The organism is Corynebacterium sp. 401_CJEI (assembly GCF_001076435.1).
Taxonomy (GTDB): domain Bacteria; phylum Actinomycetota; class Actinomycetes; order Mycobacteriales; family Mycobacteriaceae; genus Corynebacterium; species Corynebacterium jeikeium_D.
This window is the reverse complement of record NZ_JVIP01000018.1, coordinates 43,724-62,731: the sequence shown is the minus strand read 5'-3', so window position 1 is coordinate 62,731 and position 19,008 is coordinate 43,724. Positions and strand designations below refer to the sequence as shown.

At 58.4% G+C, this 19,008-nt stretch carries 17 protein-coding genes; 4 read left to right on the top strand and 13 right to left on the bottom strand.

Features of this window, described 5'->3' with window-relative positions; all coding sequences use genetic code 11:
• Positions 1 to 171: 171 nt before the first annotated feature.
• On the top strand, positions 172 to 1,587 hold the full coding sequence (gene eccD / locus ADM64_RS04205) for a type VII secretion integral membrane protein EccD (protein WP_224783772.1): 1,416 nt from the start codon (positions 172 to 174) through the stop codon (positions 1,585 to 1,587).
• Positions 1,588 to 1,601: 14 nt separating this feature from the next.
• Positions 1,602 to 2,840 (top strand): type VII secretion-associated serine protease mycosin, encoded by a 1,239-nt coding sequence (mycP, locus tag ADM64_RS04200; protein ID WP_222867607.1) that lies wholly within the window; start codon positions 1,602 to 1,604, stop codon positions 2,838 to 2,840.
• Here the strand turns inward: mycP and eccB are convergent.
• A complete protein-coding gene (eccB, locus tag ADM64_RS04195; RefSeq protein ID WP_049193238.1) occupies positions 2,799 to 4,241 on the bottom strand; it encodes a type VII secretion protein EccB in 1,443 nt (480 codons plus the stop codon). The genes mycP and eccB overlap by 42 nt on opposite strands.
• A gap of 114 nt (positions 4,242 to 4,355) precedes the next feature.
• Between eccB and ADM64_RS10770 the strand changes: the two genes are divergently transcribed.
• The gene (locus ADM64_RS10770; RefSeq protein ID WP_080985609.1) at positions 4,356 to 5,510 is read left to right on the top strand and encodes a hypothetical protein; all 1,155 of its coding nucleotides are present in this window, start codon (positions 4,356 to 4,358) and stop codon (positions 5,508 to 5,510) included.
• Between the two features lie 589 nt (positions 5,511 to 6,099).
• Here the strand turns inward: ADM64_RS10770 and ADM64_RS04180 are convergent.
• The 9 genes from ADM64_RS04180 to map all read right to left on the bottom strand — a co-directional run bounded on the left by ADM64_RS04180 (position 6,100) and on the right by map (position 14,102).
• The gene (locus tag ADM64_RS04180; protein WP_049193232.1) at positions 6,100 to 8,241 is read right to left on the bottom strand and encodes a DUF6541 family protein; all 2,142 of its coding nucleotides are present in this window, start codon (positions 8,239 to 8,241) and stop codon (positions 6,100 to 6,102) included.
• 59 nt (positions 8,242 to 8,300) lie between these two features.
• Positions 8,301 to 9,191, bottom strand: coding sequence for a tRNA pseudouridine synthase A (locus ADM64_RS04175; RefSeq protein ID WP_048731480.1), 891 nt, complete (start codon positions 9,189 to 9,191; stop codon positions 8,301 to 8,303).
• Between the two features lie 293 nt (positions 9,192 to 9,484).
• Entirely contained in the window at positions 9,485 to 9,955 is a 471-nt protein-coding gene (rplQ, locus tag ADM64_RS04170) for a 50S ribosomal protein L17 (RefSeq protein WP_016422080.1), read from the bottom strand.
• Between the two features lie 37 nt (positions 9,956 to 9,992).
• On the bottom strand, positions 9,993 to 11,018 hold the full coding sequence (locus tag ADM64_RS04165; RefSeq protein WP_005509919.1) for a DNA-directed RNA polymerase subunit alpha: 1,026 nt from the start codon (positions 11,016 to 11,018) through the stop codon (positions 9,993 to 9,995).
• Positions 11,019 to 11,091: 73 nt separating this feature from the next.
• A complete protein-coding gene (rpsD, locus tag ADM64_RS04160) occupies positions 11,092 to 11,697 on the bottom strand; it encodes a 30S ribosomal protein S4 (RefSeq protein WP_005509964.1) in 606 nt (201 codons plus the stop codon).
• Between the two features lie 24 nt (positions 11,698 to 11,721).
• On the bottom strand, positions 11,722 to 12,126 hold the full coding sequence (rpsK, locus tag ADM64_RS04155) for a 30S ribosomal protein S11 (RefSeq protein ID WP_016422078.1): 405 nt from the start codon (positions 12,124 to 12,126) through the stop codon (positions 11,722 to 11,724).
• 3 nt (positions 12,127 to 12,129) lie between these two features.
• Positions 12,130 to 12,498: a 30S ribosomal protein S13 gene (gene rpsM, locus ADM64_RS04150; protein WP_005509836.1), complete on the bottom strand. Its 369-nt coding sequence runs from the start codon at positions 12,496 to 12,498 to the stop codon at positions 12,130 to 12,132.
• Between the two features lie 296 nt (positions 12,499 to 12,794).
• The gene (infA, locus tag ADM64_RS04145) at positions 12,795 to 13,016 is read right to left on the bottom strand and encodes a translation initiation factor IF-1 (RefSeq protein WP_016422077.1); all 222 of its coding nucleotides are present in this window, start codon (positions 13,014 to 13,016) and stop codon (positions 12,795 to 12,797) included.
• A 285-nt stretch (positions 13,017 to 13,301) separates the two neighbouring features.
• The gene (map, locus tag ADM64_RS04140; protein WP_049193230.1) at positions 13,302 to 14,102 is read right to left on the bottom strand and encodes a type I methionyl aminopeptidase; all 801 of its coding nucleotides are present in this window, start codon (positions 14,100 to 14,102) and stop codon (positions 13,302 to 13,304) included.
• Between the two features lie 226 nt (positions 14,103 to 14,328).
• Between map and ADM64_RS04135 the strand changes: the two genes are divergently transcribed.
• On the top strand, positions 14,329 to 14,910 hold the full coding sequence (locus ADM64_RS04135) for a hypothetical protein (RefSeq protein ID WP_049193228.1): 582 nt from the start codon (positions 14,329 to 14,331) through the stop codon (positions 14,908 to 14,910).
• Between the two features lie 117 nt (positions 14,911 to 15,027).
• Here the strand turns inward: ADM64_RS04135 and ADM64_RS04130 are convergent, their stop codons facing one another.
• From ADM64_RS04130 to secY, 3 genes are all read right to left on the bottom strand, one after another.
• Positions 15,028 to 16,488, bottom strand: a complete 1,461-nt coding sequence (locus ADM64_RS04130) for an HNH endonuclease signature motif containing protein (RefSeq protein ID WP_241486326.1) — start codon at positions 16,486 to 16,488, stop codon at positions 15,028 to 15,030.
• A gap of 456 nt (positions 16,489 to 16,944) precedes the next feature.
• Positions 16,945 to 17,496 carry an adenylate kinase gene (locus ADM64_RS04125; RefSeq protein WP_005509947.1) on the bottom strand — a complete coding sequence of 184 codons (552 nt, stop codon included), beginning with the start codon at positions 17,494 to 17,496 and terminating at the stop codon, positions 16,945 to 16,947.
• The gene (secY, locus tag ADM64_RS04120; protein ID WP_042388411.1) at positions 17,496 to 18,833 is read right to left on the bottom strand and encodes a preprotein translocase subunit SecY; all 1,338 of its coding nucleotides are present in this window, start codon (positions 18,831 to 18,833) and stop codon (positions 17,496 to 17,498) included. Before secY ends, ADM64_RS04125 begins: the two co-directional genes overlap by 1 nt.
• Positions 18,834 to 19,008 lie beyond the last annotated feature (175 nt).

Genomic DNA, 19,008 nt, shown 5'->3' with positions numbered 1-19,008 from the left:
GCCCCTTGTGTTCACTCGACGGCCAATCCCCCGACCAATCGGTGTACGCATAGCTTAAAACACACTCCGGATTCTCGCAGCGCATGACCGAAACTGATAGCGGGGGCACGCGCAGTTACTACTCCGAGTAGCGCTCTAGCGAGTTGTACGACACTCTAGAGGGACTAAAGCATGCAGAATTCATGGGGGAAATACATGCTGGGGGAACTCATTCGCGTGCGCATTGATGCCGCACACATGCCCGAAGACACCAACCGAGCACACGCAGACCTTGCATTACCGACCAACGTCGCAATCGCCGCACTTGTACCGGATATCCTGCAAATTTTCGATATCGACATTGCGGACTTCCCGCTGGCACAGTGGCAGCTACGGACCGCCACTGGCACGATTTTGCTTGCCGACGACACCCTGAACGATGCCGGTATTGCACCAGGCGAACGCCTGGTTGTTATCAACGACCCAGGTCCCGTGCCCAAACCTCGGCTCTTCGATGCCGCCGATGCTATTACCGACACCACCTATACCGACGGTATCGGGACGGCTGATTTGGTTGTTGGCTGTACCGCAGCCCTCGTGGCCACAGCTTCAATCGCAGCTGCCTCATTGAGCTTGAGCAGTACCGATTCCACACTGGCCGCGGCAATCAGCTTCATCGCGCTGCTGGCAGTAGCCGGTGGACTGCGCCTGGCTCTGTTGCGTAGCGCAAAACCGGCGATTGTCATGTCCCTGGAGCTGCAAGTGCTCATTCTGGGCACCTCTTCGGGGCTCTGCTTCGTTGGCCTCGACCTACACCGCATACTCACCGACTGGCCGCCGACTGCTGCGATTAGTGTCGCGCTTGCCGTCATCGGTTTGATTTTTCTCATTTCCAACACCGGCGACGGCGACAACCGCATCACCGTTACCCTGGGCGCGACGAGTCTCAGTGCTGCAGTTACCTTCGGTATTTACGCTGCGGCTGTCGCACTTTTCCACAACTCGGTTCAATCAGGAGCGCTCACCGCTGCTAGTGCAGTCATCCTGATACTGCTGGCACCTTCCATCGCTATCAAGGCTGCCGGTATTCGCGTACCCAAAGTCCCTGCCGCCGGCGAGAGCTTCGATGACAGCGAAACTCCCGAAATATCCCACAACGCACCTAAGCGAGCGGGGTGGATTCTCGATGGCATCCTCTGCAGTGGCACCGGAAGTCTCAGCATCTTCACCCTGGTGGTACTTTTCTCCGGAGCCTATGCGAACAAGTGGTGGCCTCTAGGCATGGCTGCTGCTGTCATAGTCTTTTGTGCAATTCACTCCCGTGGCCAAGCCCGGAAAGTAGCTTCCACCTGTACTGCTTTAGCTGGTCTTGCCGTCATTGTGGCCGTCGCCTTTCAACAGTGGTTCGAGGGCAATTGGCCAGTCGCCGCTGGCCTGGTCGTCCCCATGCTTGCAGCCACCGCCTTAGCCGCATTTCCCGCGTCACGCATCTCACCTACAACGCGCCGCATAGCTGAGCTAACCGAGGCCTGCAGTATCGCCGTTATTTTGCCCATTGCGGCCATCATTGCCGAATTCCCTGAGTTCGTAAGTGGGTTCTTCCAGTGAAAAACCCACTTTTCATGAATGCCATAAAAACTCGTCTCACCGCCACGGCCGCACTTTCCACAGTGCTTATCTCGACGTTGACGGCGGCCACCGCAGTAGCACCGTCGGGCATCGCACCAATAGCGGCTGCCCAGAACAGCCAGGACTGCGTGGCCACGATGCTGTCGTCGGAAAGCGCACTGCATGAACCGACGGTGATCGAAAAAGCGCTTCGGTTTCGCCAAGCATGGCAACTGACGACGGGTGCGGGGATTACGGTGGCGGTAATCGATACCGGGGTCTCACCCAATGAGCGCCTGGGCGAGGTTCTCGACGGTGGCGATTTTGTCGACGGCAACAGCGGGTTCGTAGACTGCGACGGTCACGGAACTCTAGTAGCTGGCATTATTGCAGGCCGGCCCGGTGCCGATGGTTTCGCCGGACTGGCGCCCGACGCGCACGTGTTGTCGATAAGACAAACAGCCGATGGCGAAGGCAATTTGGAGTCGCTGGCACAAGCTATCGACAGGGCCGTCGCGGAGGGCGCGCGGGTCATCAATATCTCGCTCACATCGTGTGCCCCGGCAGGCGTAATGCCCCAAGGTGCAACAGATGTTGCTGAGAGCGTCGCACGCGCGGAAGTCTCAGGCGCAGTAGTGGTCGCAGCGGCAGGCAATAAGGGCGATAGCTGTCAGGACGGATCCGTAGCGTGGCCCGCAGTTCTGCCGGAGGTAATCGCAGTATCAGCAGTACAGTTCGACGATGCCGGCCAAGCACAACCCGCGGAGTATGCAATCACGGGACAATGGGTCAATGTCTCCGCTCCCGGCGGCCCCGTACTCGGTCCCGATCCGCGCACCCCCACCGGTCTCATAGACCGCCACGTGCTCGGGTCCGGGGATAACACCCGAGATCAACAGATTGCCGGCACCAGCTTTGCCACGCCAACCGTGTCGGGCACAGCTGCCCTGCTGCTGGCACGAAACCCAGAGCTTTCCCCAGCACAGGTTCGCGACATCATCCTTAATTCCGCGAGCCCAATTAGTTCCGGGCTCGGCCTTGGTCGCGGCATCATTGCACCTTATGACGCTCTGATTTGGACCACTGTAGACACCGCTGCGCAGCACGCAGCCAACCCCGCTGCCGCACCGGCTCCGCCGGATCTGCTTTCTTCGCAGGAGCGCAATGCACCGCTCCGGGCGACTGGATTGCTCCTGATATGCGCGCTAGGCCTAGGTGCCTGGTTGCTCTCGCGTCCCAGACAGCGGCCCTAGCGCCGCCTGCTTACTCAGCTCAGGGCCTCCGCGCAACGCGGCCAGCACTCCCCAGTCCACTGGTCGCGTGCCACCGCTATCGGCATTGGTTGATGCATTAAACCCGAGGGCAGCCAGCGTTGTGCGATCGTGCACAGCAAAGCGCATCCCCTCTGGCGAAATGACGTGTACGGCCCCATTTACGCTTACTGCAATTGAGCTGCGCTCACGGCTGCGACCATCCACGAAACCGTCGACGGCCGCACCCGAACCGTCGGCATGTGGGTAATCCACGTGCCGCCCCTCCGGAGCATGCTGCGACCACTGCACCAGAGCTTGCGGCCGTCCTGCTATCCGGCCGGCACACAACCAGCCATCAGCATCGGCAAACGTCAGCGGCTTTTCAGGTAGCCCCGGGACTGCTGGCGCATTCGCAACGGGAACTGCCGCCAGCTGCCCCTCACTGGCCTGCAGAACTGGGCTATGCGCAGCTAATAGCTCTCCTAGCACCGGGGAGAGAATCGCGGCACCGTCGTCAAGCACGATAACGCGCCGCTGCCCGACCTCAATCACATTGCCGACTGTGTCGAATGGAGCGGCGAAGTGCGTGGGTGCGCCGCGGTTCGGGATTGCTGGTGCGGCCAGAATCGGAACCTCCGGAATCGTTCTGAGCAACGCAGGGCTGACAGGCCGGACTGCGGCGCGCTCCAACCCCAGCGCTCGAGAAACAGCGGCGTGCTCCGGGTGGTTGACATCCAACCGCGAGCGGTAGCCCTGCGTAATCAGCCAGAGGTTTTGGCCATCGGCAACGACGGCACTGTCCGAGTGGGTTCGGGTAAGCTGCTGCGGTTCCCCACGTACTTCTTCAAGACGCGCAAGTGACTCTGCAACAATCCACGGCTGCCCGAGGTCTTGGACCGTCCGCTCGCACAGAGACAGTGCCAACTCCGGCGCACCTGCACTGCCCCTCTTGGCAGCTCCCGAGGCACCAGAGCCTGCCGGCGCGGCCGGAACTGCGGGAGCGCCCTCAATCCCGACAGCAAAACTGATGTCCTCTTTGTCCAACTCACTACTGCGCACCCGTTTCGGCTCAACAGGATTGCCCAAAATTAACCGCGCCGACGCGAGATTCGCGACTGGATGCAATCGACCATTGACACGTACATGCAGGCCCTCCGACCCCGATACGACAATCAGCTGCTCATTGGAGCTCGAACCGCCCTGCGGCCGCACCAACGACAGCACCGCAGTGCCGGCGGCCAGTAAAACCACCAGCGCACAGCCGATAAACAGTGCTCGCGTACGCGTGCGCAGAGGATCGTGCAGCATTCGCGAATCCGCACGCACAAGCGCGTGCTCAATCCGACGAATCAAGAATCGATGACCGCTGACCTGGCTAGGCGTAGTCGGCGTACGTGGCATGAGTTTCCCCCAAAACTATTCCCCCAAATAATCTCTACCCTGCAGAGTAAGCCAGGCCGCGCTACTGTGCGACCAGGGGAATTTTAGTGGGGAACATATTGGGGGGATTTTCACATGCCATTGTCATTGTGGCTACTCATTACAGCAATAACCATCACTGCAGGCGCGCATGTCCCTGTGCGCGGCCGCAGCCTTCGTGACCGCCTGCGACGCACCGAACCAGGACAACTCATCGGACTACGTCTCACACCAGGCCTGCGAAGCCAGCTAAGCGCTGCAGATATCGTCTCGCTTGCCGACGACAGCCCAGTGACCCTGGATGCGCTGTGCTTTTATCACATTGCGCCGGAAGTCCGCGGAGAGCATGCACACCGCTACTTCCGAGCAGCCGAGCGCTCCGGCACAGCCCCTGAACCCTGGACACATCTGGTGGCAACTCTTCCGGTGGAAGCCTCCGCTGACCAAGCCCTACGCTTCCTCATCCACCGGCTGGGAACCCTTGGTATTCGCGCACGGCGATTAACGGCACAGGAGTGTGCTCTGACTGAGAGCTCTGCGGAGGTCGTGCAGCTGCGCCGCACTGGACGCTCTCATCATGTGGCGGCGTTGGGACGCAAACCGCACCTGTGGTTAAGCCGACAACGCGACATCGCTATCACTAATGGTCCGGCGCAGGTCATAGGAGCCGGGAGCAGCGGACAAACCATCACAATGTGTCCCGCGAAACTCCCCCGATTGGAGGTCGACTGCGGCAATCAGGACATTTGTGAGCTGCTCATCGGAATGCTCTCCCTCGGCTATCGAGTAGGAATTCGCACGGCCCGACCACATTTCTATACTGTGGCCCTTGATCTGGGCGCAGTACTTCTCGCTCGAGCTGGAGACGACACCGTCGATGTGGTTGTTGTCGAAGAGTATGAGCCCGACCTGTGTACTGGAATCGCGAGAATCATCGAGGTCAGTCGTACAGGTTCGCCCACGGCAGCAGCAGCGGAAATGCCAGCTTCGTGCCCTCGACTGGCGATGGGCGAATTCACCTGGACGCTATCTACCGCCCGCACTACCGATGAACTGCAGCCACTAGCTATGCGGGCAACTAGCGGTTCAGTCCCGGAATCAACGCACCCAAATCTGGCAGACCGCCCGGCGCCTGGGAGCCGTCAGGCTCACCCTGCTGCGCCGGGTCATTCGGAGCGCCATTTTCTTGGCCACCCGGCTGACCGCCTGCTGCAGGAGGCACATCCTCCTTCGGCATCTGTGCACCGGTGACATTGCCATTGTCGATAGTGGCAGCGCCCGCTGGTCCCGAGCACTCCAGAGTAGACGGGCCATAGGCCGCGCAGTTGTAACCGAATGCGCTCAACTGAGAATTCGCTGGCAGCGTCTTCATCTCACCCGCCGGCGGGAACGTAAGGACCTCGTAAGTAACTCCCCCCGGGTTCCAGGACACAGCATTGGCGGGAACCTTGTTTCCCGTGCCGTCATCGACCATCGGAGGATTGGCAAGATTCACCTGGCAGGCCAAGTAGGCGTCACCGCTCAGATCGTTGAGGAAGCAGCGTGTCGTGCCATCCTCCAACTGAAAGAGTCGAGTATTTGGGCCGTCCGCCGGGGTGTAATCCGCATCATTGACCTGGGTGATTGCAGGAGTTTCCGTCGGCGTCTCTGATTCTGTCGGTGTCGTCGACTCCTCAGTCGGCTTCGGCGGAGTCGAGGATTTAGTCTTTGCGGAAGAACTGACGGAGCGATTCGAGACTTCCGGCTTAGCCGGCTCGTCGTCTCCACATCCGGCCAGCGCGAAAGTCATCATCACACCAGCTGCGATCGTTGCCATAAATTTATTCATCCGCATGGTGTCCTAACCTACCCGACCATCGCTCCATCCCCTAGTAGCCGAGGGAGGAATTACTTCCGGAGAACTAGCTCGCATCTCGTCGATGCGTTCTGGCGTAATCACGTCATTGAAGGCGAAGATAGTTACTTCCCTATCTCGATAAACAGGGGTTACCCCTGGAGCTACCCAGAGCCCTTCACCAGGAAACTCTAAATCCTCCTTGGAATCCCAAATACCCGGGGGTGACAAATAGATGAATCCCACGTTCAGCTTTCGGGCTGAGCGATCGACATCGTTCACCCCATCCGGCCGGTCGGGGTCTGGAAAACCGAGGTAATCAGCGTGCCAATACAGCATTGAGGTGGCAGTCCACTTATTCGCCACTGGCCAGTCATAGTGCGGGAACACTACTGGCAAGTCATTGCGAGCGTACATCCAGCTGGACCCCTCCGGCGGATTGGTAAACGTGCGGTACTTATGTGCCTCCGGCTGCTCGGCCAACCAATCAAATGCCTTCAAGTCAGCCTTGGAAATGATTTGCCATTCCCTAGGGCTCTTGTAGGCGAAATCCGCAGCGCTAGCATTAGACGCCACTCCATAGACCACAAGTACAGCAGAGCTCACCGTCGCTAAGCTCAACCCCAGAACCCGCCCCGTCGATGGCACCTTTGACTCACTAATTCGAGCCGCCCACGCGCAGCCCCACGCAACGGCGATACCCGCAAACGCGGAATACAGGTACGCGGTGACCATCACCAACCGGTGAGGCGTCGAATAGTGAAGATCCGTATACAGCGCGAGAATATCGCCCGGCACGCCACCAAAATGATTGAGCGCGTGGGTCGTCATCAACACCGAAACAAACCAGGCCGGTACTACCCACACCCGTCGGCGCGAAGTATCTGCGAAAACCAAAAACGCCATCCCGATGAAACCAAGGATGATAATTGGCCAGAACGGCCGGAATTCCTCAGTGTGGCGAGTCAGCATTGTGGCGCCTCGATACCACGCATCGAAACGATCGAGGTCGTCTACTTCAGCACTAACCGCGCGCACATCCTCGGTCTGAGAAGTTCCCGTAAGCCACTGCGGCAGGAGAACTGCCACTGCTGGCACGAAGGCGGCTGCAATCACCGCGACGTCGTAAAGCCTGGCGCGAACCGCACCCAGTTCAGGATGCGCGGGACGCGGCAGGCGGTAGCACAACCACCAGATTGCACCGAGCATAACGACTGTAGGCACCGATGCCGGATGGAGCTCTCCGATACCGATTATCGCAAGAGCGGCGCTCAAGATGCGCTGAGGTGTGTGTGGGAGCGACGTAACAAAGGCAAAAACGGTAATCGCTAGTGCAATCGAGACCTGGTACGGCCAGGCCCCCACGAAGACCCCGACGGGCATCAATACCGGAAGCGCTGCGGAAACAAGCGCTGCAACCCCCGCGGCAACGGCAGTGGACAGCTTTCGGCGATCAATAATTCTCCAGGTGAGCGCCGCAGCCGCCGTGGGTATGGTCACGGCCGGAATGATAATGCCGAGGTAATTGACTGCCTCGGTGATTGGTAGACGGACAATCAATACCCAAAGCGCACCGAACGCATGCCATGCGGCGGGATAGTAGGACACCGCCTGAGTTTCCACATTCTGGATCTCGCCCATCCTAGTGGCCGAGGCCATGCCGTCTTCCGTAATCGAACGGAGCACACTTGCATGCCAGAGTGTGTCCCAGCCTTGCTGGATGGTCGCCATCCCCTCGGACATTGAAGCGATGCGGCCGATAGCGGTCCACGTGAGAACCGCCGCTGCGATGATGACCCCGATACTTGCGATTAGCCCATAGCCCAACTCGCGCCATCGACCTGAGGCGAGCGGCTGCGCCTCGGCCGACACCGAGCGACCGACACTACCGCGCCGCCGCCGAATCAAAGCGCTGCCGCCACTCCAGCAAAGCGCGAGAAGTAGTGTCACGGCCCAGCAGATAGACGCACTGACCAAGGTGAAGCGCACATCGATAGCGCCGAGCGCCCACCCTGCGGTGCCTGCGATACCAAACGTCACCGCAGGACCGAGGGCCAGCGCCCACGGAGTACGAACGCCGCTGGCTCTCACTACAACAGCGCCGGGGATTACGAGCAGCGCAACCAAGCTAACAATTGCCCACACCACTACCGAACACTCCTCCTACGGTCACTTTCTTCAGGGAATATTACCGAGAGCTTGTACATTTAAGCCTCGTCCACATCTGTCCGGGCATCACGACGCTCGCGGGTCTGCTCCGCCCTGGCCGCCAAATCAGCATCGCCGGGGTAATCAACACCTACCAGGCTGAGCCCACGCGCCTCTGCCACCGGGACCAACGGGGAACGCTTCTCTTCACTCAACAACTGTTCAGTGAATCCAACCGCACGTCGCCCCTCACCGACACTAAGGCAGGCCCCAACCAGTGAGCGCACCATAGACCAGCAGAACGCGTCGGCAGTCACATGGGCCTCGTACAGCTCTGGTTCTTCCCGCGTAGATACGTCGAACCACTGGAACTGCTGTAAATCTCTAGTGGTCGTCGCATGCGGCTTGTGTCGGCAAAAAGCGGCAAAGTCATTGAGCCCCAGTAGGGCATCAGCCGCCACCTGCATGCGGTTGATGTCCACTGACCGCCGCCAGTGGGCCGTATCGCGAGCACGGGTAGGAAGCGGGCCACTGACGCAACTAGTGACACGGTAGACATAGTGCCGACGTAGCGCGGAAAAGCGGGCATCGAAACCCGGGGGCGCAAACGAGGTGCCCCTAAGCGTCACGTCCGCGGGCAATAGTCGCGCTACACGACGAACCAAATTACCCGGATCCCCTGCGATAGAACGTGTGTCTAAACAGGAGACAGGAACATCTGCGTGAGCCACCTGCCCGGAGGCATGGACACCAGCATCTGTACGACCGGCCACAGTCAGTTGCACTGGAGTGCGCAACACCTTCTCCAGAGTGGATTCCAACGTCGCCTGCACAGTCCGCACCGGTTCTCCCGTGGGCTTATCGCGCTGAGCAGCCCAACCGTGGAAATCTGTCCCGTCATAAGCAATGTCAAAACGCAACCGAACCAGGTCGGAGTCGGTGCTCCCCATAGCGGCACGATCGGGAGAATCGCACGGGGCATCCGGAGTCGTTGGAGTAAGTGATGTCACGGTTAACAGATTGTAGCCGGGACCCCGGATTAGAGAATCAGCAGTTTCCACCGCAGGGTCTCAGTATGGCTCTCAATGTTGGTGCGAAATCCGTCGGTAGAACCGGAGGCAGAACTGGGGACGGGCGCTATGCACCGTCGTTAAGCACAAAGAACCCCCGGGAGAGCGTTCAGATATGAACTGCTCAACGGGGGTTCAAAGCTGTGACGGCCAGAAGCCGTCGGCGAGGGGAATTACTCCTCCTCTGCAGCCTCAGCCTCAGTAGCCTCAGCCTCTTCGGCCTTTGCCTCTTCAGCCTGCTTGGAAGCAGCAGCGCGAGTTGCGCGAGTTGCCTCAGCAGTTGCGGTCTCTTCCTCAACCAGAGCGATCAGAGAGATCGGGGCGTTGTCGCCCTTGCGGTTACCCAGCTTGATGATGCGGGTGTAGCCGCCGTCGCGATCAGCGAACTGCGGACCGATCTCGTCGAACAGCTTCTTAACTGCGTAGTTGTCGTTGAGCAGCTTTGCAACGTTGCGGCGATCTGCGAGAGTGCCGCGCTTTGCCTTGGTAATCAGCTTCTCAACGTACGGACGCAGCAGCTTGGCCTTGGTGTCGGTGGTCTTAATCTTGCCGTGCTCGATGAGCTGCTTCGCGAGGTTGGCCAGAATCTTCTTCTGGTGCGAAGCGGAGCCGCCGAGACGGGAACCCTGCTTAGGGGTAGGCATAGGTATCTCCTCGTTTTAATGAAGTCGCGTCGGTGAACTACTCGTCGTAGCCAGCGCTTGCGCCATCAGTCCAGTCAGCGTCATCGCCCGAGGCAGCGTCCAAATCAGCGACAGCAGCCGGGTCGAAGTTGTTCGGGGAATCCTTCAGAGCCAGGCCAAGCTCAGCGAGCTTTTCCTTGACCTCATTGATGGACTTGTCACCGAAGTTGCGGATATCCAGCAGATCCGACTCGGTACGAGCAGCGAGCTCACCGACAGTGTGGATCTCCTCACGCTTGAGGCAGTTGTAGGAGCGCATAGAGAAGTCCAGATCCTCAATCGGAGTCTGGTACGCAGCGACATCCTCAGCCTCGCGCGGGCTCGGGCCAATCTCGATGCCCTCAGCAGCCTCGTTCAGCTCACGTGCCAGACCGAACAACTCAACCAGAGTCTTGCCTGCCGACGCCATTGCGTCGCGGGCGGTGATCGAGTTCTTGGTCTCGACATCGATAATCAGCTTGTCGAAGTCGGTGCGCTGCTCAACACGAGTAGCCTCCACCTTGTAGCTGACCTTCAGAACTGGCGAGTAAATCTGGTCCATCGGAATGCGGCCAATTTCGCCACCGGAGTTCGGGGTCGCCGGCACGTAGCCACGACCACGCTCAACGATCATCTCAATTTCCAAGCGACCGGATTCGTTGAGAGTAGCGATGTGGTGATCCGGGTTATGAATCTCCACACCTGCTGGGCACTCAATGTCTGCAGCGGTCACCGCGCCTGCACCTTCGCGACGCAGGTAAACGGTAGCCGGCTCGTCGAACTCGCTCGAGAGCACCAGACCCTTGATGTTCAGGATGATGTCGGAGACATCTTCCTTCACGCCCGGGATAGTGGTGAACTCGTGTAGCACACCGTCGATGCGGATGCTGGTGACTGCAGCGCCCGGAATGGACGACAGCAACGTACGACGAAGAGAGTTACCGAGGGTGTAACCGAAACCCGGCTCCAGCGGCTCGATAACGAACCGGGAGCGAGAGGAATCAATGTAGTCCTCGGTCAGCGTTGGGCGCTGGGAAATGAGCATTTTCGAAAATCCTCCAGGTGGCGACCGCTATATGACGCCATAGGGAATGAATGGATGCAAGCGAAGTTGGTTATTACTTCGAGTAGAACTCGACGATCAGCTGTTCCTGAAGCGGAATGTCGATCTGTGCGCGTTCCGGGGTCTGGTGCACGAGGATGCGCAGGGACTCAGGAACAACCTGAAGCCATGCCGGGACGACAGCGTCGACCAGGTTCTCCTGTGCCTCTTCGAACCAAATCATCTTCTGCGACTTCGGGCGCACGTCGATGATGTCGTACTGGCTTACCTGGAAGGACGGCACGTTGATCTTCTTACCGTTAACGGTGAAGTGGCCGTGGGAAACCAGCTGACGAGCCTGGCGACGGGTACGAGCCAGACCAGCGCGGTAGACAACGTTGTCGAGACGCGACTCCAGCAGGACGACGAGGTTATCGCCTGTCTTGCCCGGACGACGGTGAGCCTCGGCGTAGTAGCGACGGAACTGCTTCTCCATCACGCCGTAGGTGAAACGTGCCTTCTGCTTCTCCTGGAGCTGGAGCAGGTACTCCGACTCCTTGATACGAGCGCGGCCAGCCTGCCCCGGAGGGTAGGGACGACGCTCAAAGTTCATGTCGCCACCGACGAGGTCGACGCGGAGACGACGGGACTTACGGGTTGCGGGACCGGTATAACGGGCCATTTCTGTTCTCTCCTTACCCTATTCCTAGACGCGACGACGCTTCGGCGGACGGCAGCCGTTGTGCGGCTGAGGGGTCACATCCGAGATCGAGGACACCTCAAGGCCAGCGGCCTGGAGGGAACGGATGGCGGTTTCGCGGCCCGAACCCGGACCCTTAACGAAAACGTCAACCTTCTTCATACCGTGCTCCATGGCCTTACGAGCAGCGTTCTCGGCGGCCATCTGAGCAGCGAACGGAGTGGACTTACGAGAGCCCTTGAAACCGACGTGACCAGAGGAGGCCCACGAGATAACAGCGCCCTTCGGGTCCGTGATGGACACGATGGTGTTGTTGAAGGTGGACTTGATGTATGCGTGGCCCTGAGCCACGTTCTTCTTTACAACGCGACGGCCGGTACGACGGCCGCGTGCGGACTTCGGAGCTGCCATGTTTTACTTCTTCTTTCCGGCGATCGTCTTCTTCGGACCCTTACGCGTACGAGCATTGGTCTTGGTGCGCTGACCACGGACTGGCAGGCCACGACGGTGGCGCAGACCCTGGTAGGAACCAATCTCAATCTTGCGGCGGATATCAGCCTGAACCTGGCGGCGGAGGTCACCCTCGACCTTCCAGGTAGCTTCAATCACGTCACGCAGCGCAGCAACCTGCTCATCGGTGAGAGCGTCGGTGCGCAGATCCGGAGAGATGCCGGTCTTCTCCAGCAGCTCATTAGCACGGGCGGGGCCGATGCCATAGATGTAGGTAAGAGCGACCTCCATACGCTTGTTACGTGGCAGGTCAACTCCAGCAAGGCGTGCCATACGGCAATTTCCTTCCGGTTGATGCGGTGGTTTACTCCACTGCCATCCTTTCCAGACCCGGCTTACTCGGTCGGACGCCGAGTCGCGTAGGTGTTATAGAAAGGCTCCAGCCACCGTTGCCGGAGGTATTCTCGCTTACTTCTGTGGAAAAGCTTTCGCAAGGAGCCGCCGTGCCAATCCGCCGAGACACCAGGTCTCAACATCACGCGGCCGTCACCAGAAGCAGCTAGGACGGTGGAGTTTCTGTCTAGTTAGTAAATAAGCCCATAACCACTACCAACAGTGGTCAGGTCAATTTACTTGTAGCGGTAGACGATTCGCCCACGCTCGAGATCGTACGGAGAAAGCTCCACTACGACTCGGTCTTCCGGGAGAATACGGATGTAGTGCTGGCGCATCTTGCCACTGATATGGGCGAGCACCTTGTGCCCGTTGTCCAGCTCCACTCGGAACATCGCGTTCGGCAAGGGCTCGACGACGCGACCCTCAACCTCAATTGCGCCTTCCTTTTTAGCCATGTCCTCCACGTCTCTCTGGTGGATACCCGGGACAACCCCGGCACCAGTTGGGAAATCTCTACTCTGCCTGGTGTTTTAGCAGTTCCGCGCAGGGATAATCATCACTGCAGCGACACTGCGCCCACACCATCGCCCAACTTTACACGCGACCTGCGTTTTTTACCAAATACGACCGCTCTGGGGCCGCCTGCAAGCGACGGCAGGCGGATTCACCCCACGGGGACAGAGGCCATCGCGTCTCAAGTGGCAATATTCTGACCTTTCGCGTGGCCCCTCACGCACTAGTTATTCATATCGAGGAGTCAAAATACGGGGGCCGTCCGCCGTGGCGGCAACTGTGTGTTCCCAATGGGACGCCGGCATTCGATCAGCGCTGACGACCGTCCAGCCGTCGTCAAGCTCATCGCTACCCCACTCGCCGCCGAGAATGAGCATCGGTTCGATGGCCAACACGGAGCCTTCGACGATGCGGGGGCCCTTGCCTGCTTTGCCTTCGTTGGGGAGGAAGGGATCCATGTGCATCTCGCGCCCGATGCCGTGCCCGCCGTAGCCATCGACGATGCCGAGTTCAATATCGTGGCGCAGTTCAGCCTCACGGGTGGCCATTTCAAGCGCATATGAAATATCGGTGAGGCGAGCACCCGGCACCATGGCCTTAATACCTTCGGCGAGGACCTCCGACGTCGCGATGTTTAGTTTTTCGACATCTTCACTCAGCTTTCCGACACCGAAAGTCAGTGCCGAATCGCCGTGCCAACCGTCCAAAATTGCGCCACAGTCAATCGAGACCAGGTCACCTTCGGATAGAACTGTGGCCGAGGACGGAATGCCATGGACGATAACTTCATTCACGGATGCACAGATAGATGCCGGGAAACCTTCATAACCAAGGAAAGATGGCGTTGCACCCGCATCGGTAATGACCTGATGCGCAATCTCATTGAGATCCGCCGTGGTCACCCCTGGCTTAGCGGCATCTCGGCAGGCTAGCAATGCACGACCGACGATCTCGCCGGCCGCTTGCATCGCATCCAACTCTCCCTCGGTGCGGGCAGGAACTACTTTACGGCGGCGTCGAAAACTCATCACGCTGGTTGAGTCTACTCTGACTCAGAAAAGAACCACCGGCTAGCCGCATCCCACCACCTACGAAGGCACCGCTACCCCAGCCAGCTCTTTACTTCATACATTTTTGCATCGCGTTGCATGGGAATTTTTATGGATGTTCATTGGTGACAGTTGATCCGCAATCGACTTGCTTCAATTTTCGCGCAGTTTACTCCCAAAGATGAGCTGCCTTACGATAACTGGCATGCATTCACTGTTGAAGTCCACGCAGATTGCTGGCGTTGTTATTGCTGCCAGCTCGCTTTTCCTGATTGGCGCATGCTCAAGCAACCCCGAACCGGCGCCAGCGCCGACTGTCCCTTCCACTTCCCCTGCTGCGGAATCGCCGGAGGCCCCTGGAAGCACCTCGGGTTTCATGGGCACCTCTGCACTGCCTGAGTCAATCCAAAACTTCACACCTGATTCAATTAAGGAGGCGATTGGCAGCTGCGTCGAGTCGGATGACTCTAAACCCGTCATTTTTGGCAGCGAGAGCGTACATGGCTTCACCTGCGTAATGGCTGTTGGCGACGGCGGCACTGCGATGCTCAGTACGGCCGAGGACCCGGCCACTGTCAGCCGGATTAATGAAAAGGCTGAGTCCGTCGAGAACTACGTGCCATACGAGCTACCCGGCAAGCACGCATTTAGCGGCGTCAACAAGGGCTCCCCTTTCGTTATGGTCATCGACGAGGATAACCGCATCTACCAAGAGTTCGTTTTCGCGAATATTGGTGCCGAGGCCGCACAGCCGCTTATCGACGAGATCATTCAGGACTTCCAGTAGCCCTAACCTGCAGTTCAATCCAGGGAACTCACCCAGCATCAACTCTCCGCTGCCGTAACGCTCTGATTTCGCTACGACGGCCGGAGCACTTCTGCTGTACTCGCCCCAAAAGAGTCTTCACCTCCCGCCAGCGTTACCCCTGCGCCTCGTTACCGCCCGCCCCCCCCCTTCGTCATCCACGTCCGCACCGCACCCGCCTGCGCCGCCGGGGTCAGCGTCATCCTTATCGCCTTGGTTACGCTTCGCCCCTTTTTGCCGAAGTATTCGCCGCAACCAACGTCCTGGGTTATCAAAAGCGTTTGAATCTTGATTCGAGTTCCTGTTTTTCTCTTCCGATGAATCATTCGTCTTTCGGTCTTTTCCTGGCTCAATCCACACCACCCGTTCCGCCTCGACAGGCTCCCCTTCACACTCATCCGGCCGCAACGTCCACCAGGATTTGTCATTCGACCGATTGTCATCAATCTTTCGATGCGTACCGGGGTCAACAAATGTCAGATTTGAAATGTCCGTTGCCCCGCCCCTCGCCCAGGACTCAATATGATGCATATCGCACATAGCCGGTGGCGCAGCTTTGCCCGGCGCGGAAGATCCGCCCTCCTCGCCGCACAGCGCAAGGTACTGGGCCATCGTCCCTAGTCTCTGCGATCGGCCAAGAAACAGACTCTGCCCCTTGTCTCCCAAAACCTGCAAGAACGAATTTCCGGCCGCAACCTTCTCTATCGCCTCAGCGATTGACATTCGCACGCCACCATCGCTGATTGCTTTCCCCATCCCCGGTAGCTTCCAACCATCCGTGCCCTGCAGCTTTACGCCCGCTATTTTCGCGATATCCGAAATATGGGCCACAGTGACAACCGACGTGGTGCCCCGCACCGGCTTTAAGGTCGCACCTATCCCAAAACCGGCATCGACCGCAGCCTCAAGTGCATCATGAAACCGCTGCTCTGGAGCGCGCTCATCCTTAGCGCCTTCCTCCAAGAGTCCACCCGGCCGCCCGTAGTCAGCCTGCAACCTCTTCAGCATCGCCGCGAAGTGCGGCGTAATCAGCCCCGTCAACCGACTCATACCGTCGGCTCGTTGTGGCCCGACCTTCACTCCCCGCAGCCGCTGTCTGTCCTCATCCGTATATGGGTCATCCAATCCCAACATCGCCCGCAGTCGATGTGACAGCGCACCCAAGTCGTCGACACGCACCTGTGTCACAACCTCACTGGCATGCTCATCCAAGGCCTGCGCCACCCGCGCATGTTCTGACTTCGGGAGATCTTTGACAGCTTTATCAATCTTTTGAACCGCATCCGCCCCTACGACCCCTTCGGATACCTTGTCCCGCAGAGCAGGCATTCTTTCATCATCGCTTTTCGACGAAAAAGGCTCCGCTTCCTTCCGGAGCCGCCCTAAACAACTAATTCGCTGACGAGCCTCCGCACGGGAAATATGAGACTCTTCCGCCAGCCAGGCAACTTTCCGGTGATTCGATGAAGGTATCTCCGGCGCAAGCGCCGCCAAGTACTCCGCGTCAACTATGGCTAGGCGCTTCCGAGCCCTCTCAACCAATGCATAGGCGTCTCGCATATGAACTGGTGATAAATCACCGAAGCTCTCCACAACTAACCGAGACAGAGCTTCGAATTGAGTTATCAAGTCTAATATCTGCGACACCGACAGTGCTTGATTCAGCCCCTTTGACGGCTCCTGACCTTGCGGTTGATTAGGTCGCATCATTCCCCTCCCCTCGAATCCCCTAGAAATCGCTTTCGCTTTTACTTCCCTAACTATCCCCTACTACATACAAATATCGCACACCCATTCGAGTACGTCAATACTCTTCTTCGTATTTCTTTTCCCGTTTAGCTCCACACCATTCAAGCCAACTAGCCCCCCCTTCCCGAGCCCACTCAACACAAAAGCCGCCCTTCCAAACCTCAACGGTTCGGAAGGGCGGCTTCAATAACCATCTACTACGGGTCAAACCCATCGGCCCGACCAACGCAAAGTTGCCAGAGCACCAATTACCGGCACGCCAGGAGCTTAGTTCAGCTTCTCCAGCTCGGCCATCGTGCGCTCGTTAATCTCCTCAACGGATCCCTCAGCGGCAATCTTGATGATCTTTTCCGAGTAGTAATCCAGCAAAGGAGCGGTCTCATTGGTGTACACATGCATGCGGTTGCGGATGACCTCTTCAGTGTCGTCTGCGCGACCACGGGCCAGCATGCGCTCGACTACGACATCCTCAGAAACGTCGAACTGTACGACCGCATCCAGCTCAGTACCGAGGTTGGACAGCAGACGCTTCAGCTCTTCTGCCTGACCAACAGTGCGCGGGAAGCCATCCAACAGGAACCCCTTGGCGGCGTCGTCCTCGTTCAGACGGGACTCGACCATACGCACAGTCACGTCGTCCGGAACAAGGTTGCCGGCGTCGATGTAGGACTTCGCCTCAATACCGAGCGGAGTGCCTTCACCGATGTTTGCGCGAAACAGGTCACCGGTGGAGATGTGCGGGACACCGAGCTTCTCCGAGAGGATAGCTGCCTGAGTGCCCTTACCTGCACCGGGAGGACCTACAAGTACGAGTCGCATTACTTCAAGAACCCTTCGTAGTTACGTTGCATCATTTGGCTTTCAACCTGCTTGACCGTCGTCAGCGCAACACTGACCAGAATCAGCAGGGCTGTACCTCCAAACATACCGCCTGTACCCGAGTTCGCGTCGCCAAGCCCCATATCAAGAGCGACATTTGGCAGAACAGCAATCAGCGCCAGGTACAGCGAGCCGACAGTCAGCAGGCGAATCAGGACGTAGGACAGGTATTCAGCAGTCGGACGCCCTGGGCGGAAGCCCGGAATGAATCCGCCGTACTTCTTCATGTTCTCCGCCTGCTCGTGCGGGTCGTACTGCACGGAGGTGTAGAAGAAGGAGAAGAAGATGATCATCAGGAAGAACAGCAGAATGTACTGCCAACTGGACGGCGCCAGCAGGTACTGAATGACATTGCGCTGCCACCAGTTGTCCATGTTCGGATTCGACTGACCGGACTGAACAATCTGGGTAATCAGAACCGGCACGTAAATCAGCGAGGACGCGAAGATGACCGGGATAACACCGGCCTGGTTCACCTTCAGCGGCAGGTAGGTGGAAGATCCGCCGTACTGGCGACGACCAACCATGCGCTTTGCGTACTGCACCGGAATACGGCGCTGTCCCTGCTCAATGAAAATAACGCCGATGATGAGAATCAGCACCGCAACAATCACGGTGGCGAACACGACACCGGTAGTGGAGCGCAGAATGTTCGCGCCCTGTGCCGGCATACCAGCGGCGATACCGGAGAAAATCAGCAGCGACATACCGTTGCCGACACCTCGGTCCGTGATGAGCTCACCCATCCACATGACCAGCACGGCACCGGAGGTCATCACAACGACCATCACCACGAGGTCAAAGACACCCGCATCCTTGACCAGCAGCGACTGCGAGCCACCCAGCAGGGCGCCACGGTCTGCCATGGCCACAATGCCCGCAGACTGCAGCAACGCCAACGCTACTGTGAGGTAGCGGGTGTACTGGGTCATCTTCGTCTGACCCGACTGCCCTTCCTTCTTCAACTGCTCGAAGTGTGGAATCACCACCGTGAGCAGCTGGACGATAATCGAGGCCGTAATGTACGGCATAATGCCGATGCCGAAAATCGCCATCTGCAGCAGAGCGCCACCTGAGAACAGGTTGATCAGCGAGTAAACGCTGGACTGATCTTTCGAAATCTGCTCGAGCTGCGCGTTGACCAACTGGTAGTCGATACCAGGGCTTGGAATCTGCGAACCGATTCGGTACAGAATGATCATCGTCAGAGTGAAGAAGATCTTCTTACGCAAATCGGGATCGCGCAACGCCGCAATGAGACCGGAAGCCACGTGCATCCTCCCGAGGTCAAGAAATCCGCTTCTCCCACGCTTTTCCCGAAAGACTTACCCGCTTATCCGCCAGTAGTCTTCCGTTTTAGTTAAGCAACGCGGATGACGTATTCCTCAAACCTTTAATTGACAGTATTTGACGTAGTGAGTCTACCAGCGTTTCTCCATATCGTCGCAATAC